The sequence below is a fragment of the Pseudodesulfovibrio nedwellii genome, assembly GCF_027923765.1.
Classification (GTDB): Bacteria; Desulfobacterota; Desulfovibrionia; order Desulfovibrionales; family Desulfovibrionaceae; genus Pseudodesulfovibrio; species Pseudodesulfovibrio nedwellii.
Genome location: NZ_AP026709.1, coordinates 17,818 through 34,927, shown reverse-complemented (window position 1 = coordinate 34,927; position 17,110 = coordinate 17,818). Strand labels below are relative to the sequence as shown.

General features: G+C 51.8%; 18 protein-coding genes. 8 read left to right on the top strand and 10 right to left on the bottom strand.

Annotated features, from left to right (window positions below):
• Positions 1-2: 2 nt before the first annotated feature.
• The 7 genes from SYK_RS00175 to SYK_RS00145 form a co-directional block, all read right to left on the bottom strand.
• Positions 3-1,019, bottom strand: a complete 1,017-nt coding sequence (locus tag SYK_RS00175) for a sigma-54 interaction domain-containing protein (RefSeq protein WP_281761610.1) — start codon at positions 1,017-1,019, stop codon at positions 3-5.
• A 215-nt stretch (positions 1,020-1,234) separates the two neighbouring features.
• Positions 1,235-2,656, bottom strand: a complete 1,422-nt coding sequence (locus SYK_RS00170) for an NAD(P)/FAD-dependent oxidoreductase (RefSeq protein ID WP_281763294.1) — start codon at positions 2,654-2,656, stop codon at positions 1,235-1,237.
• A gap of 358 nt (positions 2,657-3,014) precedes the next feature.
• Positions 3,015-3,341, bottom strand: coding sequence for a flagellar basal body rod C-terminal domain-containing protein (locus SYK_RS00165; RefSeq protein ID WP_281761609.1), 327 nt, complete (start codon positions 3,339-3,341; stop codon positions 3,015-3,017).
• A 76-nt stretch (positions 3,342-3,417) separates the two neighbouring features.
• Positions 3,418-3,792 (bottom strand): hypothetical protein, encoded by a 375-nt coding sequence (locus SYK_RS00160; protein ID WP_281761608.1) that lies wholly within the window; start codon positions 3,790-3,792, stop codon positions 3,418-3,420.
• 23 nt (positions 3,793-3,815) lie between these two features.
• Positions 3,816-4,592, bottom strand: a complete 777-nt coding sequence (folE2, locus tag SYK_RS00155; RefSeq protein WP_281761607.1) for a GTP cyclohydrolase FolE2 — start codon at positions 4,590-4,592, stop codon at positions 3,816-3,818.
• Between the two features lie 130 nt (positions 4,593-4,722).
• A complete protein-coding gene (nikR, locus tag SYK_RS00150) occupies positions 4,723-5,142 on the bottom strand; it encodes a nickel-responsive transcriptional regulator NikR (protein WP_281761606.1) in 420 nt (139 codons plus the stop codon).
• 12 nt (positions 5,143-5,154) lie between these two features.
• Positions 5,155-5,850 carry a class I SAM-dependent methyltransferase gene (locus SYK_RS00145; RefSeq protein ID WP_281761605.1) on the bottom strand — a complete coding sequence of 232 codons (696 nt, stop codon included), beginning with the start codon at positions 5,848-5,850 and terminating at the stop codon, positions 5,155-5,157.
• A 179-nt stretch (positions 5,851-6,029) separates the two neighbouring features.
• Between SYK_RS00145 and SYK_RS00140 the strand changes: the two genes are divergently transcribed.
• From SYK_RS00140 to SYK_RS00115, 6 genes are all read left to right on the top strand, one after another.
• Positions 6,030-6,596 carry a flavodoxin family protein gene (locus SYK_RS00140; protein WP_281761604.1) on the top strand — a complete coding sequence of 189 codons (567 nt, stop codon included), beginning with the start codon at positions 6,030-6,032 and terminating at the stop codon, positions 6,594-6,596.
• Between the two features lie 178 nt (positions 6,597-6,774).
• Positions 6,775-7,155, top strand: a complete 381-nt coding sequence (gene gcvH, locus SYK_RS00135; protein ID WP_281761603.1) for a glycine cleavage system protein GcvH — start codon at positions 6,775-6,777, stop codon at positions 7,153-7,155.
• A gap of 75 nt (positions 7,156-7,230) precedes the next feature.
• Positions 7,231-8,565 carry an aminomethyl-transferring glycine dehydrogenase subunit GcvPA gene (gene gcvPA / locus SYK_RS00130; RefSeq protein WP_281763293.1) on the top strand — a complete coding sequence of 445 codons (1,335 nt, stop codon included), beginning with the start codon at positions 7,231-7,233 and terminating at the stop codon, positions 8,563-8,565.
• Positions 8,562-10,004, top strand: a complete 1,443-nt coding sequence (gene gcvPB, locus SYK_RS00125) for an aminomethyl-transferring glycine dehydrogenase subunit GcvPB (protein WP_281761602.1) — start codon at positions 8,562-8,564, stop codon at positions 10,002-10,004. Before gcvPA ends, gcvPB begins: the two co-directional genes overlap by 4 nt.
• Entirely contained in the window at positions 9,994-11,358 is a 1,365-nt protein-coding gene (locus SYK_RS00120) for a dihydrolipoyl dehydrogenase family protein (protein WP_281761601.1), read from the top strand. Before gcvPB ends, SYK_RS00120 begins: the two co-directional genes overlap by 11 nt.
• Entirely contained in the window at positions 11,355-11,801 is a 447-nt protein-coding gene (locus tag SYK_RS00115; RefSeq protein ID WP_281761600.1) for a NanQ anomerase/TabA/YiaL family protein, read from the top strand. The genes SYK_RS00120 and SYK_RS00115 overlap by 4 nt, the downstream gene beginning before the upstream one ends.
• 70 nt (positions 11,802-11,871) lie before the next feature.
• On the opposite strand, the gene SYK_RS00110 is transcribed toward SYK_RS00115, so the two are convergent.
• The 3 genes from SYK_RS00110 to SYK_RS00100 form a co-directional block, all read right to left on the bottom strand.
• Complete coding sequence (locus SYK_RS00110; RefSeq protein ID WP_281761599.1) at positions 11,872-12,420, bottom strand: hypothetical protein; 549 nt, start codon at positions 12,418-12,420, stop codon at positions 11,872-11,874.
• 266 nt (positions 12,421-12,686) lie between these two features.
• Positions 12,687-13,208 carry a hypothetical protein gene (locus SYK_RS00105; protein WP_281761598.1) on the bottom strand — a complete coding sequence of 174 codons (522 nt, stop codon included), beginning with the start codon at positions 13,206-13,208 and terminating at the stop codon, positions 12,687-12,689.
• An 88-nt stretch (positions 13,209-13,296) separates the two neighbouring features.
• A complete protein-coding gene (locus SYK_RS00100; protein WP_281761597.1) occupies positions 13,297-15,048 on the bottom strand; it encodes a chloride channel protein in 1,752 nt (583 codons plus the stop codon).
• Positions 15,049-15,235: 187 nt separating this feature from the next.
• Here SYK_RS00100 and SYK_RS00095 point away from each other — a divergent pair, with 187 nt between their 5' ends.
• Entirely contained in the window at positions 15,236-15,757 is a 522-nt protein-coding gene (locus tag SYK_RS00095) for a hypothetical protein (RefSeq protein WP_281761596.1), read from the top strand.
• Between the two features lie 5 nt (positions 15,758-15,762).
• Entirely contained in the window at positions 15,763-17,079 is a 1,317-nt protein-coding gene (locus SYK_RS00090; RefSeq protein ID WP_281761595.1) for an L-cysteine desulfidase family protein, read from the top strand.
• Positions 17,080-17,110 lie beyond the last annotated feature (31 nt).

Sequence of the window (17,110 nt, the reverse complement as noted above, 5' to 3'; positions counted from 1 at the left end):
ATTTACAGCAAATTCCGTTTTTTCAGCTTCTCGATCAATGTAGTCCGCTTGATGCCGACCAATTCCGCAGCTTTATTCTTCACTCCATCCGCCAGTTCCAAAGCCTCGGCCAGCAAACGACCTTCAATGGCCTCCAGAAATTCCTTCAGCTTGAGGTCCTTGTCCTTCATATCCTTAAGCATCGGCCACGCAAAACCGATGGGTGCGACTGGTTGAATAACTTCAACCTTTCGCAACGGTCGCTCACCGATATCCTCAAAAATCTTGGCAGGAAGATCTTCTGGCAATATTTCCATTCCATCACACAGGATGGAAAGTCGTTCCATAAAATTTTCCAACTCGCGAACATTCCCGGGCCAGGAATACGTCAGGAGCATCTCCTGAGCTTTCTCGGAAAGTTTGAGTTTCTTTCGTGCCTTGCTCGAACAATGATCGCACAAAAAATGCTCTGCGAGCAGCAGGATATCATTCCCGCGCTTTCTCAGAGCCGGCAAACGCAGAGGAATGACGTTCAGCCGATAGAATAAGTCCTCACGAAACCGGCCTGCCGCCACTTCTCCCTCAAGATCGCGGTTCGTAGCGGCGACGACGCGGACGTCGACTTTCTTGATACTGGTGCCGCCCACACGTTCGATTTCCTTCTCCTGAAGCGCACGAAGAATCTTGACCTGAAGTGACAAATCCATCTCGCCAATTTCATCGAGAAAAATAGTTCCGCCATCAGCCAATTCAAATCGGCCGGGGCGGGAACGGATTGCGTGCGTAAACGCACCTTTCTCATGTCCGAACAGTTCAGATTCGAGCAGTTCTTTGGGAATGGCTCCACAATTGATGGGAACAAACGGCTTATTATGGCGATCGCTGTTTTGATGCAGTGCCCGAACAAGAAGTTCCTTGCCGGTACCGGATTCACCGGTGACCAACACCGTACTATCTGTGGGAGCAACCTTTCCCAGTACCTTGAACACTTCGGCAAGGGCAGGACTGTTTCCGATTATACCGGTCAGGTTGAGTACCATCTCTCCTCCAAATACACATGACTATGCGTCAAACGGGTCATGGACCACCCGCAGCTATTTCTTTAATATACATCTTCCCTGTCAACAAAATGACAGTATGTCAATATATTCGATCATATTTACCGGAAAATATTCAGAAAATCACAAAATTCGACGAATAGTCTAAAAAAAAAGCCCGACACAAATGCCGGGCCATGAATACAAACAAAACCGTTTTAGCTACGTTTGATGATTTCCTTGGCAGGAATAAGCGCAGTTGCTGAGGCACCAACAATATTACCCGCCACACCGGGACCATCTCCGGCCACGAACAAACCGTTAACGCTTGTCTCCAGATGCTCTCGGGTATCCACCTGTGTAGCAAAGAATTTGATCTCAGGTGCATACAGCAACGTCTCATCGTTGGACACGCCGGGTACCACATTATTGAGCTGTTCCAAACCATCCATAAGGTTCGTCAAAATACGCTCGGGCAAAGCCATGGCGATATCACCCGGCACCACATTTTTCATGGTCGGCTCGATGTAGCCATTACCGATACGGTCCCATGTGGAACGGCGTCCGCGACGCAGATCGCCAAACCGTTGCAGGATGGGCTTGCCACCACCAATCAAGGTCGCCAGTCGTCCGATGGATTCACCATAGGCCTGATTGTCCTCGACAGGATCATTCAGCACTACCTTGGACAAAAAGGCGAAGTTGGTATTCTCGGACTTAGTATTCATGAGAGCATGACCGTTTACGCAGACAAAGTCCTGATAATTTTCCAGGGCCACGAATCCACCGTAATTGGTGCAGAACGTGCGGGTCTGGTCGTCATATTTATTGGTACGCACAAAAAAAGTCGGATCATAAATCACGGAACACAGGTCCTGCATGATCTCATTATGGACCTCGACGCGCACGCCCACTTCAATACCGCGCTGGGACACCTCAATGCCATGGCTTTGCACGACATGGCCGACCCATTCCGCGCCGACACGTCCCGGGGCCAGAATGACATTCTTGGCCTTATACTCGCCACGGTTGGTGATCACACCAGTGACACGCCCCTTATCCACAGTGACGTCCTTGACGTTCTCGGACGTATGAAAAGTGACTCCCTTATCCTGAATATAATCAGCCATCCCCGCGATATGCCCAGGCAGATTATCGCTGCCCAAATGCTTCTGCTTTATGACCAGCAGATCGATGCCATGTTTACGAGCATCCTTACGGATTTCCTTGGCCATATCCATGTCAGTGGGAAAAACCTGACCATCCATACCGAATCGATTAAATATATCTTCGGTCTCTTCGATCAGGGCGTGTGCTTCGGTAATACCGACGAACTGTGTCAGATCTGTCTTACCGAGCTTATGAATAAAATTCAGTTTACCATCTGAGAACAAGCCAGCTCCGCCCACACCACACAAAATGTTGCAAGGACGGCACTTGATGCATTCCTGATCGCCGGACAAGGGACAATCCCGTTTCAATGAAAGCTTGCCCTTGTCTATCAGCAACACCTCCAAATCGGAGTGTTCAGCCAAATAATACGCGGCAAACAGCCCGGCAGGGCCTCCACCAACGATGATAACGTCAAATTCGGTCTTCTTTGTCTTGGTCATAATACCCTCTCTGTATCTCGCAAGTATGGCCCGCTCTGGGCTACTCCGCAAAATGGAGCGCGCGCAAACGGGCCATGATCGACCGTATGATAGGATTTAGGAAGGTGTCAACCCCTCTAGAAGATGCCTCCGGCGGCCTTACCGGAGGTCGCTTTCAGCGGGACCAGAGAACCCTTTGAAAAGGGTTCTCTGGACTCTCCTAAACTTTTTGTGTCGCTTCGCGAAAGAGGGAGGAACGTAAACAATGATTTTTTTTATAAACAACTTCGCCGAAGGCGACATAGGATCCTTAAGGCCCTCGGCCTTAAGTCGTCGGAGACGAAATCATTCGACTATCCCGCCTTAAAAAAGGCAGATAACCCGCTATCAAAAGCTGAAACATGAATCAGGCAATCATATTCAATAGGTGACCGGTCATTTCTTCGGAGGCACGAATGACGGCGGTATTGGCGGAAAAGGCGTGGGATGTCTTAATCATGTCCACCATCTCAGTCCCAATATCCGTGTTGGACATTTCCATGCCTTCAATCATAGGCCCGGCGTTGGTGGATTCTTGAATCGCGGCAACTTGCACACCCTGCCCTTCCGGGCCGGTTTCGAGCGCAACCGAACTAGCTCTAAAGCCTTCGCTACTCACATTTGCAATATTGTTAGCCGAGACTTCCTGAACAGTTCCCAGAGCGGACAAAGCCGAGATATTAACATCGGACATAAATAAAGACTCCCTTGCAGTCAGGGAAGCAGCTAGTTCTGATCCTACGCCCTTTCACAGGACTCTGCAAATATGGCTAGTAAGTCATGGTTCCCGGCCAGGCCAGAATAAAACCGCCATCACCACCAAATAACTTCAAAGTCAATGCCTTCAACTCTTCGCTCAGATCTTTTTGACCTGCGACCATGAAAGTAACGTTCTGCTGATGTTCCACGGTGTCACCCTTCAGTATACCGCCGCTCGACGAACCGAGTCTCGTAAAACCTCCGGCCATCTCGATAACAGCCTTCTCAAAAGCGAGCACTGCGTCCGCAGAACTGGAACCATCCGTCAATGTTGCCGACACAACGACCATGTGTACATAGACAGGCGCAGGCTCCGAAGCAGACGCATTGGCGACACAAACCACACTCAAAATCAAGGCCAACAGAATTGGAGAAAAGCGTTTCATCAGTCAATCCTCACCACTTACATTTATTCAATATCCTGACTTTCCATCACAGCAAACGCCGAATGGTTATGGATGGATTCAAAACTCTCCACCTCAACCGTATACCAATCCACCTGTGGGTGATCGGCAAGACCTTTACCCACCGCACGAACCACGTCCTCAACAAAGGTCGGGTTGGAAAAAGAAGATTCAGTCACATGTTTTTCATCCTCACGTTTCAGCAAGGAGTACACGGGGCTAGACCCGGCAGATTCACCGATCTCAATAAGATCTTCCAACCACAAAAAACCATGAAAACGCGTACGAATACGAATCTCGGCACGTTGAGAATGTGCGCCGTAATCAGAAATGGCCAACGAACATGGGCAGACTGTCATCACTGGCACATCCGCGCCCAGTGTAAAACGCAATTTGCCATCCTTGAGGTAGCCATCCACGCGACAGGTATAATCCATCAGGCAGGACGCTCCGCTCTTGGGCGATTTACGACGCAGAAAATACGGAAACACAAACCGGACATGCGCACTCCGAGCCTGAAGTCGCACGACGATATCATCAAGCAATGTCCGAAATGAGGTATAATCAAGATCGCCGGACCAGTGCTCCAGCGCCTCAACAAACCGGCTCATATGGGTACCTTTGAATTCGGCTGGCAGATCCACGGACAGTGAAACATCGGCAACAGTATGTTGTATGCCGGATTCACGATCCCGGACAATAATAGGCTGACGCAGGCCTTTAACTCCTACCCTGTCAATGGGCATGGCTATTTTTGCCTGCTGCTTCTGAACGTCTTCCATAAAGATAATGCCTCTTCCCTTCCCCCAGCCCCCCATCCCATCTCCTTTCCTAGACTTTTTATTACCGCTTCGCGGGGTGGAGAGGGGGAAAGTTATATTCCGCTCTTTTGTGAGAGGGGAAATTAAATACTTAGATCAAGTCCTTGCCAGTGGTTGTCAGCGCGAGGTTGCCGTGCTTGACGCCCTTTGTGGAAATCAACTTTTGACCCAGAGCCTTAATGATATCGGCATCACCCTTGAGAATAATAACCTCAAGGCAGTTGTGATGATCCAGATGTACATGCAGAGATGACTGGATGACATCGTGATGATCGTGCTGAATCTCGGTCAGTCGCTGAGACAGCCCGGATTTATGATGATCGTAGACCAGAGTCAATGTCCCGGCGAGGTCGCCCTCAGCCTGTTCCCACTCCCGCTGTACCAATGTGTTACGGATAAGGTCACGAATGGCCTCGGACCGCGTCTGATAACTCCGCTCCTCACAATGACTGTCGAACTTGTCCAACAAATCCGAATCAAGCGAAACGCCAAATCGTATTGTCTTGCCCATAATGTCCTCCGATCAAATGATCGTAATTTCCCACAGGTTCACTGTCGGGTTCTGGCCGCACAGGGCCACTTTTTCCACTGTCAACTTTTCCGGCGCAAAACCCCGTTCTCGCAATTCATCCCAGACGGGACGGGATACCGTGCGCACCGGCTCACCGATCCAAATTTTGCCGACGGGCTTGAGCGCGTGACGGAAAAGTTGAATCAAAGGCTCAAAAAATCGTTTTTCATAAAGTACGTCGCCACCCCAAATAAAATCAAACGACGATGGTTGTACGGCAAGCTGCCGCCAGTCCATGACCATCCAGAGAGGTTGGGGAACGTTATTCAATTCGGCGTTATGTCGGGCAAAACGGACCGCTGGCCATTCATAGTCAAACGCGACCACCTGAGCACCTATGGAGCTGGCGATCATGCCAGTCAGGCCGAGGCCACAACCGAGGTCAAGGCATGCCTTGCCGCACAAACGATCCGCGTTGCGCTGGATGTGTCGCCCAAGCAGAACGCTGGCGGGCCATACTTCAGCCCAATACGGTAATCGTTCGTCATCGCCGAGATCGGCCTCGTCCATCTGGTCCCACAGGGCCTCCAGATCAGCGGCCCGATCAAGATGCCAGAGAGTCCCTTCCACTTCCACGTCTACACGGGAGCCTGGGTCAAGGAGAGAAAATTGTTTATTCAACGGAGTGATAATCTTGTTTGTGCTCATATTCGAGAGCCAAGTTACAACTGCTCAGTGGCATCGTCAATAAAATTCGTAACACTATCCACGCCTTTTCACAGAAAGAAGTGATATGTTCTGCGGCTCATTGCTATTTCATAATGCATACAAAATGTGTATGAAATTAAAATAGAGTCATTTGAAACCGCATGCAGAAAGGATAAAGAATGAAGGTACTCACCCTCCTTGGAAGCGCAAGAAAGAAAGGAAATACGGCGACTGTCCTCACGCTGATCGAAAAGGAATTGCATACATTAAAGAACACCGTCGAACGAATCACACTCCATGACAAAACCATCAAAGGCTGTCGCGGTTGTCTTAAGTGCTTGGCGTACCCCAATGAAATAGCCTGTGTGCAGCAGGATGATGCCGATGAAATCATGCAGAAAATGCTTATGGCAGATGTCATCCTGTTTACCACTCCCGTCTACTTTTGGGGATTCTCTGCACAAATCAAGACTCTCATTGATCGAAGCAACGCCTTTGTAACGCAGTGCTTCAAACCGGGGCACACATCACTTTTACAAGGGAAACGAATTGGATTGCTGGCGACAGGCGCAGATTCTTTTGAAAATAATGCCGAAGGCGTCTTCACAGCCTTTGACCGGTTTACCCACTTCCTTCAGGCTAAAAACACAGGCACTTTGTATGTAGGCAATTGCCTTATCCCTTCTGATTTACCGAATAAAACCACTGAAAGAGCACGATTCTTAGCGCACTCACTTGTCAGTTAAAAAATAATGAAAACGATCCGAAACGTCAGCTTTTTGGCGATTTGAGGTTCTCATCTGGTGACAAGGGATAATAATAGCAAAAGTGTCATTTTTTTTACAATTTCCAAAGTATGAATCCCATGGTAAGGACAGCCATCTAAAAATACTATAAAGCCACTTTTCCAGAAAGGAGCACGATATGATTCCCACTGATCTTTTGTACGCCAAATCCCACGAATGGGTCATGGTTGAAGGTGACATCGCCACTGTTGGCATCTCTCAGTTTGCCCAGGAACAACTGGGCGACCTGACTTTTATCGAACTGCCTGAAGTCGGCGACACCTTTGAAGCCGGTTCCGAAATGGGTTCTGTCGAATCCGTCAAGGCCGCCAGCGAAATATACGCCCCGGTGACTGGCGAAGTCGTTGAAGTCAACGAGGCCCTCGAAGACGCCCCCGAAAAAGTCAATGAAGAGCCATATGGCGAAGGCTGGCTGCTCAAGTTTAAAATAAAGGGCGACCCTGAGGGGTTGCTGGACGCTGAGGCATATACCTCGGTCGTCGAATCCGAAGCCCACTAACGGGAACTTTCAAGGCCGGGGCACATGTCTCGGCCTTCTTCTTTATCACCATTTATTACACCAGTAGGTAATACTATGCCGTATGTTCCTCATACTGAAGATGAAGTCCGGGAGATGCTCGCCACTATCGGCGTGAATTCCGTGGACGATCTTTTTGCCGAGATAACGGAAGACATGCGCCCCAAGAGCTTTGATCTGCCCGAGGGGTTGAGCGAAATGGAGGTTCTCTCCAAACTTGAAGCCATGGCCACAAAAAACGCCACCGACAGGGTGAGTTTTCTGGGTGCCGGTTTCTACGACCACTACATTCCGGCGGCAGTGGACGCGCTGACCATGCGTGGCGAATTCTACACTGCGTACACGCCGTACCAGCCCGAAGCATCACAGGGTACACTCCAGGCGATCTTCGAATACCAGACCGCCGTAACCCGCCTGCTCGGCATGGAATACGCCAATGCTTCCGTCTATGATGGAGGCACCGCGCTTTATGAAGGCCTGATGATGGCTGTGCGCAAAACAAAACGCCGCAAGATTGTGGTTTCCGAAGCACTGAACCCCATCTACAGGGTCATGCTCGACTCATACACGTCCAATCTTGATGTCAAATTGGTCACCGTACCCCACAAAAACGGCATGACCGACATCGAAGGATTGAAGAGTGCCATTGACGACGATACCGCGGCCCTGTTGGTACAAAATCCGAACTTCTTCGGATCCATTAACGATTTTACGGAACTGTGCGCAACGGCCAAGAGCAAGAAAGCCGTTTCCATCATTTCCACCTACCCAGTGCTCCAGACTTTGCTGAAAACACCCGGCGAAATGGGCGCAGACATCGCTGTTGCCGAAGGTCAGTCCCTTGGCCTGCCACTCTCTTTCGGCGGCCCGTACCTCGGCATAATGACCTGCACCAAGAAAATGGTCCGCCAGATGCCTGGTCGCATGGTTGGCCGCACCAAGGACTCCGAAGGCCGCACCGGTTACGTACTGACCCTTCAGGCTCGCGAACAGCACATTCGCCGCCAGAAGGCCACGTCCAACATATGTTCCAACCAATCCCTGTGCGCCCTGCGTGCATTGGTGCACATGTGTGCTCTGGGAGAATTGGGCATGAAACGGGCGGCACGGGTTTCCATCGAGCGCGCCCATGTCTGCGCAGAGCGCCTCACCGCCATCGACGGTGTCAGCATGCTCACACAAGGACCTTTCGGCAATGAATTTGCCATCTCCCTGCCCACAAATGCCTTTGATGCCATCGCCAAGCTGACAGCCCGCGGCTTTGTCCCCGGCTTCCCGCTGGGCCGTTACTACGACGGTCTGGAAAACGGACTGCTGGTAGCATGTACCGAAAAAACCAGTGAAGAACAGATTGGCATCTTTGCCGAAATGCTCAAGGGAGCACTCAAATGAAAACCATATTCGAAAAATCCGTAGCCGGACGCGAAGGATGTTGGCCCTGCGAAGGCGTTGCCGAAGAGGCATACATTCCTTCAGAACTACTGCGTGATGGCGACATCGGCCTGCCTTCCGCCAGTGAACTGGATGTGGTTCGCCACTTCACCAAGCTCTCCCAACGCAACTACGGCGTGGACGGCAACTTCTATCCCTTGGGTTCATGTACCATGAAGTACAACCCCAAATTCACGGAAGTCGTAGCCGCCATGCCCGGATTCACCCGTCTGCATCCGGTACTACCGCAGTTGCAAGGCGCGGGCGGACTCTGTCAGGGCGCACTTGAAGTCATGTACGAAACCGAAAACATGCTGGCTGAAATCACCGGCATGGCCGCCTACACCATGCACCCCATGGCTGGCGCCCACGGCGAGCTAACAGGTGTCATGCTCATTGCCGCCTATCACAAGGACAAGGGCAACAAGAAAACAAAAATCATCATCCCCGACTCCGCCCACGGAACAAATCCGGCATCCGCCACCATCGCTGGTTACGAAATCGTGTCCATCGAATCCAAAGACGGCATTGTTGATCCCGAAGCTCTGGCCGCAGTACTGGACGACGAAGTGGCTGGTATGATGATGACCTGTCCCAACACATTGGGACTGTTCGAAAAACACCTGCCCGAGATCGTCAAGATGCTCAGAAAGGTGGACGCACTCCTCTACTACGATGGAGCGAACCTCAACGCGATCATGGGCAAAATGCGCGTGGGCGATGTTGGTTTCGACATCGTTCACTGGAACCTGCACAAAACCATGGCTACTCCGCACGGCGGCGGCGGTCCCGGTTCCGGTCCGGTCGGCGTCTCCGAACGACTGGTTCCCTTCCTGCCCATCTCCCGCGTGGCGAAGCAGGAGGACGGCCAGTTCTTCCTCGATTACAATTATCCAAAATCCATCGGCTACGTCGCTCCGTTTTACGGCAACTTTGGCGTATACCTGAAGGCATATGCCTACATCCTGCGCCTTGGCGGTGTCGGCCTGACCCGCGCCTCCGAAAACGCAGTGCTGGCCGCAAACTACATGCGAAAACGTCTGGACGACCATTTCGAGGTCCCCTACGACCGCATTTGCATGCATGAATTCGTTGCCAGCGCGTCCCCGCAGGCCAAGAAAGGCGTTCGCGCTCTGGACTTCGCCAAGGGGCTGCTCGACAAAGGACATCACGCACCGACCATATACTTCCCGCTCATCGTGCCGGAAGCAATCATGATCGAACCGACTGAAACCGAGAACAAGGCAACGCTTGACGGATTCATCGACGATCTCATCGAATTGGCTGAACTGGTAGACACCAACCCCGAGGCCTTGACCTCCGCACCCGTGACCCTGCCCGTGACCCGACTGGATGAAACCACGGCCGCACGCGCCATGGAGCTTACTGATGACTTATGATCTCGTGGTAATCGGCTCAGGCCCCGGAGGGTTTGACTGCGCCGTTGAAGCCGCCGGTCTCGGACTTTCGGTCGCGCTGGTGGAAAAGGACTTCCTGGGAGGCACCTGCCTGAACCGAGGATGTATCCCGACCAAACTCTGGCTCGGCGCGACTTCTGCCATCGAGGAACTGCATAATCAGGCCAAAATGAAAATTGCGACCGGCGAAATACATATCGATTTCGCCGCGTTGCAGGGCCGGGTGCAAAAACACCTGACCGGCACACGCAAAGCCATGGGTATGCAACTCAAAAAGCTCGGTATCGACCTTGTCGAAGGACTTGGTTCGCTGTCCGGTGAAGGCACCGTCTCTATCGCAACAGCCGATGGCGAGCAAAAGATTGAATATAAGAAACTGGTTGTCGCAACCGGTTCAAAGCCCATTTTCTTTCCGGGCCTTGAACCAGACAATGACTGCGTACTGGACTCAGACATGTTTCTTTCCATGGAAACCATGCCCGAATCTCTCATCGTGGTTGGCGCTGGCTTCATCGGATTGGAAATGGCTCAAGTCGCCCACCGATTCGGCGCGAAAATCACCGTGGTGGATGCCATGGATCGCGTTGCTCCGTTGGAAGACCCGGAAGTCTCAAAAGCACTGCGTTCCACCTTCAAACGGTGGAAGTGGGACATCTTGCTGGAAAAACGTGTTTCCGGTGTGCGCACCGTGGACGGCAAAGCTTTGCTTACCTTGGAATCCGGCGAACAAATCACGGCTGACAAGGCTTTGGTTGCTGTCGGACGAGGTCCCGTCACACAGGATATCGGCCTTGAAGAAGCAGGCATTACGTTGCAGTTCAACCAGATTCAGGTGGACGAGCATTTCATTGCCGCACCAAACATCTACGCCATAGGTGATGCCAACGGCCAGATTCAGTTGGCCCACGCAGCCGCGCATCAGGCGCATTATGTCGCCGCACACGCTGCTGGTAAAATCGACACGCCCTACACATCCGGCCCGGTGCCAAGTGTCTTATACGGCGCCCCCGAAGCCATGCGTGTAGGTGCCATGGAAAATGAGGCCTTCCTGACCGATTTTGACACCTGCCAGACCTCTCGTGCCCAGTTGGCTGCCAATCCCATGGCACAAGCCCACGCCTTCACTCAGGGGTTCGTCAAAGTAGTCTGGTCAGGCGGCAAGGTCGTCGGTATCACCGCTGTCGGCCATGAAGTCTCCCGACTGACCACGGCGGCAACCATGATCATCCAGCAAGACTGGACTGCCGAAGACATACATTCCATCATCTTCTCACACCCATCTCTAGACGAAGCGCTGCTCATGGCTCTCAAGGCAGAACGAAAGGATATACAATGATTCTGGATACACTGGAAAACGCGGACCTCTACGCTAACCTTCATCCGGCCTTTGCAGCGGCGTTTGCCCTGTTACGCCGGGAAGATTTGGCCTCCCTGCCCGAAGGACGTCATGACATCGACGGCGACGCCTCCTACGCATGGGTTGCAAAAGGCCCGGGCCGCAAGGCTGCCGAGGCTGCCATTGAGACACACGACACCCACATCGACATTCAATATGTAGTTGAAGGTGTGGACACCATGGGATGGAAAGCTCGTAAAGATCTCGGCTCGAAAACTGAAGAATCTGATGATACCAAGGATCTGGCTTTTTACGAAGACGCTCCCACAGTCTGTGCAGATGTTACACCCGGTATGTTTGCCATCTTCTTCCCGGAAGACGCACACCTGCCCACGATTTCTGACGGTATACTGCACAAGGTCATCGTCAAGATTGAGATTTAGAACGTTTGACGACAACAAAAATAGAACCGGGAAGCCCTGTAACAAAGGGTTTCCCGGTTTTCCATTGTAATCAGACGACTGATGTCAATGCCGTGGGGTTATAATCGCCGATGGCTTCCAATCGAATTGCGGCCAACCGACGCTTCTCCAACATTTGGACAACAGACTCCGGATTTGCCCCAAGCATGAAGCCCGGAATGGACACCGTATTGGTGAATCGTAACCCCACCACGGAATACAAGAGTTTACCGAACGCCGAAGGGAATTTAGCACGCGCGGATTTATTGATTTCCACGCGCAACGTTCCCATAAAAGGCACCCGCCCTCGCTTAAAAATCAAGACTTCTCCAAACCGGATCATGGCGTAACCAAAAGGCGTATACACCGAGAAACGGTCATCGAGTATCTTGATCATGGGCTGATGTGTCATGGCTGCGATACCATTAATCACACACACCGCGAATCCCACCATACAGAGAGAATATACCGCCACTTTCGCATCAATAACGTTAATGAAATGGAATCCGGCCAAGGCCAGTCCCAGCCACAGGGCTGCACACACGATGCACCCTCGGACACTCCGCCGATTAGGATAGATTTTGATTGGTACATACAACATAGGTGTAACCTGTTTCGTAAAAGATACTGCGAAACCAGGCACTCCTCCCGCGGGTCGCAAAGACGACCCAAGCCCTGACACTATCAAAAGTCAATGCCGCGCCCCCCGCAGCACCACGCAAAAAGGCGGTGCACGCAAAAAGCGAGCACGAACTGAACGACTCTGATTGGGGATATAAACAGACATATCTGCTCCTCCGGGGTTCCGGAAAAGCAGCCTGAGCAAGTATGAAAACTATAGTGAACTTTTAGACCGAAGGCAAATCTTTAGTGAACAGCGCGACCTTCCGGCTCAATGGCAAAGAATTCGCTCTCTTGCTGGGGAACTTCCAGAGCCATCAATGCTTCAATAGTCAAATCTGGACCAACCCAGAGTTTGCCGGAAAGATTGAAGCCTCGCGCCAATCGCTTTGCATGATCCAACGCAATGGAAATCTGTTGAAGATACATATCTTTCGGAAAAACAAACTCCGCATCGTGTGCCCATTCCGGTCTAGATTCGTCAGGGGGCCAGGAAATAGGATTCTTGAGCCGCCAAACAACTGTTTCCGGAGTATGGGAGACATTGACGCCTTCTTCAATGCCCTGACAGGCAGGGTTGCCACAGTCGCAGGTGTAGATGAAAAACTCACCGAAAATAGAGGCTGAGGTGACCAAATTCACAGGGTCGATATAGACGCCAACCTCATGCAGATACTGCCCGTCCACAGACAGATTGAAGTCAATATAACCGTCCTCGGGATGTTTTTCATCCAGGGACAGAGTCACGGATATCCTGATCTCACTCATATTCGTCATTCCTCGAAAATCATTTCGACCAGCACGGCCGATGACCGGGATTTAGCACAAACCCTTTTGCCTCTCAATGAAAACCGGATTAGCGTCCCCCGGCAAGCTCTGCTTTGACGATGGCAGAATTATAGGCTCCGTTGATCGCCGATTCAGTCAGCGTTCCGGCCAACCTCTGCTCCCTGCCAGAAGTCAACACAGGCACCTGAGACACCCCTCTGTCCGTGATCTTGTCCAAGGCTTCCTGCAATGTATCGTCCGTGGTCACAGTGACCAAATCACGGGTAGCGAGATCATGGGCGATGATCAATTCAAGCAACCCCTCTTCATTCAGGACCGCCCGAATATCACGGAAGGAAATAATACCAGTCAATCGCCCTTCGCCATCCACGACATGCAGATAGGGAGCATTCTCGGTCTTGAAGGTCCAGATGATCTGAGACAAGGGAGCCGACGCCGGAATGGTCACAAACTCATGCGTCATGACCTCTTTCACCACAATATGGTCGAGAAGGTGTCGTTCTCGACCAGCCTCGATATCGATACCACGCCGAAGCAACTTGGTCGTATAGATAGACGCCCGCTCAATAGTGGAATTCATAACTGTGGCCGTAATACAGGTCAGCATAAGCGGAAGGATGATCGAATAATCCGAAGTCATCTCGAAAATAATCAAAATAGCGGTAATGGGCGCATAGGTTGTTCCAGCCACAACACCGCCCATGGCAACAAGAGCGTACGCGCCGGGCATGGCCGTATGTGCCGGAAACAAAAAATGAACCACGAATCCAAAGGCCCCGCCGGTCATGCACCCAAGAAACAATGATGGTGCGAAGATACCACCCGATCCGCCTGATCCTAATGTAATTGATGAAGCTAGTATCTTCACAAAAATCAAAACAAACAGGAGTTGAAATTCCATCTGATTGACCAGCGCCACATTCATGGCCCCATATCCGACGCCAAAAACCTGCGGAAATACGGCGAAGACAACGCCGAGCAATGCACCGCCGATAGCAGGCTTAATCCACTCGGGAATTGCTATGGCGTCGAACCCATCCTCAAACCAATATAAAATTTTGGTGAACGACAAACCGACAAGCCCCGAAACAACACCGAGCACGGGATAAAACAAATATTCCCACAAAGTGACAATGGAATATTCCGGGATGTCGAAATGAGGAAAATCACCAAAATAATATCTGGAAATGGCCGTGGCCGTGACCGATGACAAAACCACCGGGGAAAACTGCATGACCCCAAAATCGCCAATAATAATTTCAAGAGCGAACAACACACCCGCAATGGGCGCATTAAAGGTCGCCGCAATACCGGCTGCCGCACCACATCCAACCATGGTTTTCATATGCACACTGGGTGTCTTGAACATCTGCCCAATAGAAGACCCGATGGACGCGCCGATCTGCACCATGGGACCTTCTCGGCCCACAGAGCCACCTGAACCAATGGTCACGGCTGACGCAAAAATCTTGGCCGCTGCGACCCTCTTTCGAATACGTCCGCCCCGAAGAGCGATAGCCTGCATGACTTCAGGCACCCCGTGGCCCTTTGCCTCTGCCGCAAAGTTTGTAACGACAAGCCCGACCACCAGGCCACCCGCGGCAGGCATGACAATTTTCACCCAAACCGGAATGGTCTTGGCAAAGGTCATGAAATCATTGGTGTCCTGATAAAACACCCATTGCATGAATTTGAGGACGAACTTAAAAAGGACTGCGCCGTACCCGGCGAGTACGCCAATAAGTATGGCGAGAAGGAGATACCTGATATTCGGTCTTTTCAACTTCTGAAAGAGCGGTTCACCTCGTTCTGCAGGCATTCAATCTCCAGTGTTCGCGTTTTCATGAGGTGTTGACAAAGCATGCGCCGTATATACTTCAAGTTGATTGATATATAACCCGACTTACCTCCCAAGTGCAACGCATAGTCGTAAAACTTGAGAGGAATCGAGAAAAGAGGTAATCAGAGCCTCCTCACAACAACGATACCTTTTCAGGAGAAGATACATGCCCAAATTCGACATAAAGCCCCTGACCCCACAGCCGGAATTCGACATGATGTATTTCATGGAAGTGGCGGGAGAAACCCGCATCGAAGGCGACCTCCTTGAAGATTTCGAAACCTTCTGGGACAAATGGGCCACAGAAAGCCTCAAGGCGTACGAATTGTCCAACGCTGAAGGAGAAGGCAAATTCATTCTCATTTTTCTCGATGAAGCGGTAGAAGATAACATCGAAGGAATCTGGCAGGATTCCCCCACACACGGCCTTCTCTTTCATGCACTGGCCATCACCATGGTCATGAGTTCCGCTCAAGGATTCATCCCCGAATTACAGACTGGCAAATGTGCCCCGTTGCCCCGTCCGGGTGAAGGCGTTCTCGGCGCATTCAAGGAACTTGGTCTGACCTGGAATGATGAAGGCACCGTCAATCGTAAATATGCCGTTCTCACTCCTTACCCATATGCAGGTGGCTGCGAAGTCTGCTACATGAGCGACACCTGTCCCAAAAGCACTGTAAAAAAGTAGACATCATGAAATTCACGGTTAAAGACGTTCTCAGCATTCAAGTCGCCCCAGCCCTTGGCTGTACCGAGCCGGTCGCCATTGCTCTCGGCGCGGCCTCTGCCATGTCCCTGCTCCCGTCCAAGGATTTCGATTCCCTCGAAATCGCCGTGGACCCCAATGTATATAAAAACGGTCTGGCCGTTTCCATCCCGGGAGCCAAAGGTCTCTCCGGTCTGGATATGGCAGCAGCTCTCGGCGCTGTCGGCGGCGACCCCGCTCTGCGTCTGGAAGTACTGCAACCGATTAACGACGAATTCGTGGCCGATGCAAAAAAAGCCATTGCCGACAACAAGGTGACCGTTACGCTGCTCAGAGACCAGCAGGGGTTACTCATTCGCACCAAGGTGATATCCGGCAACAACGTTGTTGAATCCGTTATTGAAGGATTACACGACAACATCACGTCGCTAACCCTCAACGGCTCCCCCGTTGAAAGCCCGCTTATCGAGGTTCGCCCCGAAGGCACTCCATCGCCCGTGGCCGCCATGGAAGAATGGCTCAAGGGTCTGTCTCTCAACGACCTCATCGCCATGACCGACCAGTTGGATGATGACGACTTCGCATTTCTACAGGAAGGCGTGGACGTCAACATGCGTCTGGCCGAACAAGGCCTCAAGTATGGTCTCGGCCTCGGCGTGGGAAAAACCCTGGAACGCCTTGTGCGTCAAGGACTCATTAAAAAAGACATGATGCTGGCAGCACGTATTCTCGCTTCCGGCGCTGCCGACGCTCGTATGTCCGGCGCACCATTGCCTGCCATGAGTTCTGCCGGTTCCGGCAACCACGGCTTGACCGCCATCCTGCCCATTTGGGCCATCAAGGATTACGTGGACGACATTGAGATCAAATCTGTACTGGAAGCCATTGCCCTCTCCCATATCATTACGGCCTACGTCAAAGCACATACAGGCCGGTTATCCGCCATCTGTGGCTGTTCTGTAGCCGCAGGGGCCGGAGCAACCGCAGGTATCACATTCCTTCTCGGCGGAGACGCAAAGCATATTGCCGGGGCTATCAAAAATCTCCTTGAAGACTTGGCAGGCATCATCTGCGACGGAGCCAAAACCGGGTGCGCACTCAAGCTCGCCACGGCCGCCGGCACAGCTGTTCAAGCCGCTTTATTTTCGCTCCAAGGTGTCAACGTACACCACACGGACGGCATCATAGGTCAATCGCCCGAGGACACCATGCGCAACGTCGGCACGTTGGCCGTGGACGGCATGATCCAAACCGACAAAACCATTTTGGCCATCATGCTGGAGAAACAGTTCAGCGACGTATAACCTATGCGAAGCCCCCCTTCGGGGAGACCTA

Bases quoted from the DNA above. Each gene is read 5' to 3' on its own strand.
- SYK_RS00110 (WP_281761599.1), bottom strand. From the start codon at position 12,420: ATGTTGTATGTACCAATCAAAATCTATCCTAATCGGCGGAGTGTCCGA.
- nikR (WP_281761606.1), bottom strand. From the start codon at position 5,142: ATGGGCAAGACAATACGATTTGGCGTTTCGCTTGATTCGGATTTGTTG.
- SYK_RS00095 (WP_281761596.1), top strand. From the start codon at position 15,236: ATGCCCAAATTCGACATAAAGCCCCTGACCCCACAGCCGGAATTCGAC.
- SYK_RS00160 (WP_281761608.1), bottom strand. From the start codon at position 3,792: ATGAAACGCTTTTCTCCAATTCTGTTGGCCTTGATTTTGAGTGTGGTT.
- SYK_RS00115 (WP_281761600.1), top strand. From the start codon at position 11,355: ATGATTCTGGATACACTGGAAAACGCGGACCTCTACGCTAACCTTCAT.
- SYK_RS00100 (WP_281761597.1), bottom strand. From the start codon at position 15,048: ATGCCTGCAGAACGAGGTGAACCGCTCTTTCAGAAGTTGAAAAGACCG.
- gcvH (WP_281761603.1), top strand. From the start codon at position 6,775: ATGATTCCCACTGATCTTTTGTACGCCAAATCCCACGAATGGGTCATG.
- SYK_RS00175 (WP_281761610.1), bottom strand. From the start codon at position 1,019: ATGGTACTCAACCTGACCGGTATAATCGGAAACAGTCCTGCCCTTGCC.
- SYK_RS00105 (WP_281761598.1), bottom strand. From the start codon at position 13,208: ATGAGTGAGATCAGGATATCCGTGACTCTGTCCCTGGATGAAAAACAT.
- gcvPA (WP_281763293.1), top strand. From the start codon at position 7,231: ATGCCGTATGTTCCTCATACTGAAGATGAAGTCCGGGAGATGCTCGCC.
- SYK_RS00090 (WP_281761595.1), top strand. From the start codon at position 15,763: ATGAAATTCACGGTTAAAGACGTTCTCAGCATTCAAGTCGCCCCAGCC.
- gcvPB (WP_281761602.1), top strand. From the start codon at position 8,562: ATGAAAACCATATTCGAAAAATCCGTAGCCGGACGCGAAGGATGTTGG.
- SYK_RS00145 (WP_281761605.1), bottom strand. From the start codon at position 5,850: ATGAGCACAAACAAGATTATCACTCCGTTGAATAAACAATTTTCTCTC.
- SYK_RS00140 (WP_281761604.1), top strand. From the start codon at position 6,030: ATGAAGGTACTCACCCTCCTTGGAAGCGCAAGAAAGAAAGGAAATACG.
- folE2 (WP_281761607.1), bottom strand. From the start codon at position 4,592: ATGGAAGACGTTCAGAAGCAGCAGGCAAAAATAGCCATGCCCATTGAC.
- SYK_RS00120 (WP_281761601.1), top strand. From the start codon at position 9,994: ATGACTTATGATCTCGTGGTAATCGGCTCAGGCCCCGGAGGGTTTGAC.
- SYK_RS00165 (WP_281761609.1), bottom strand. From the start codon at position 3,341: ATGTCCGATGTTAATATCTCGGCTTTGTCCGCTCTGGGAACTGTTCAG.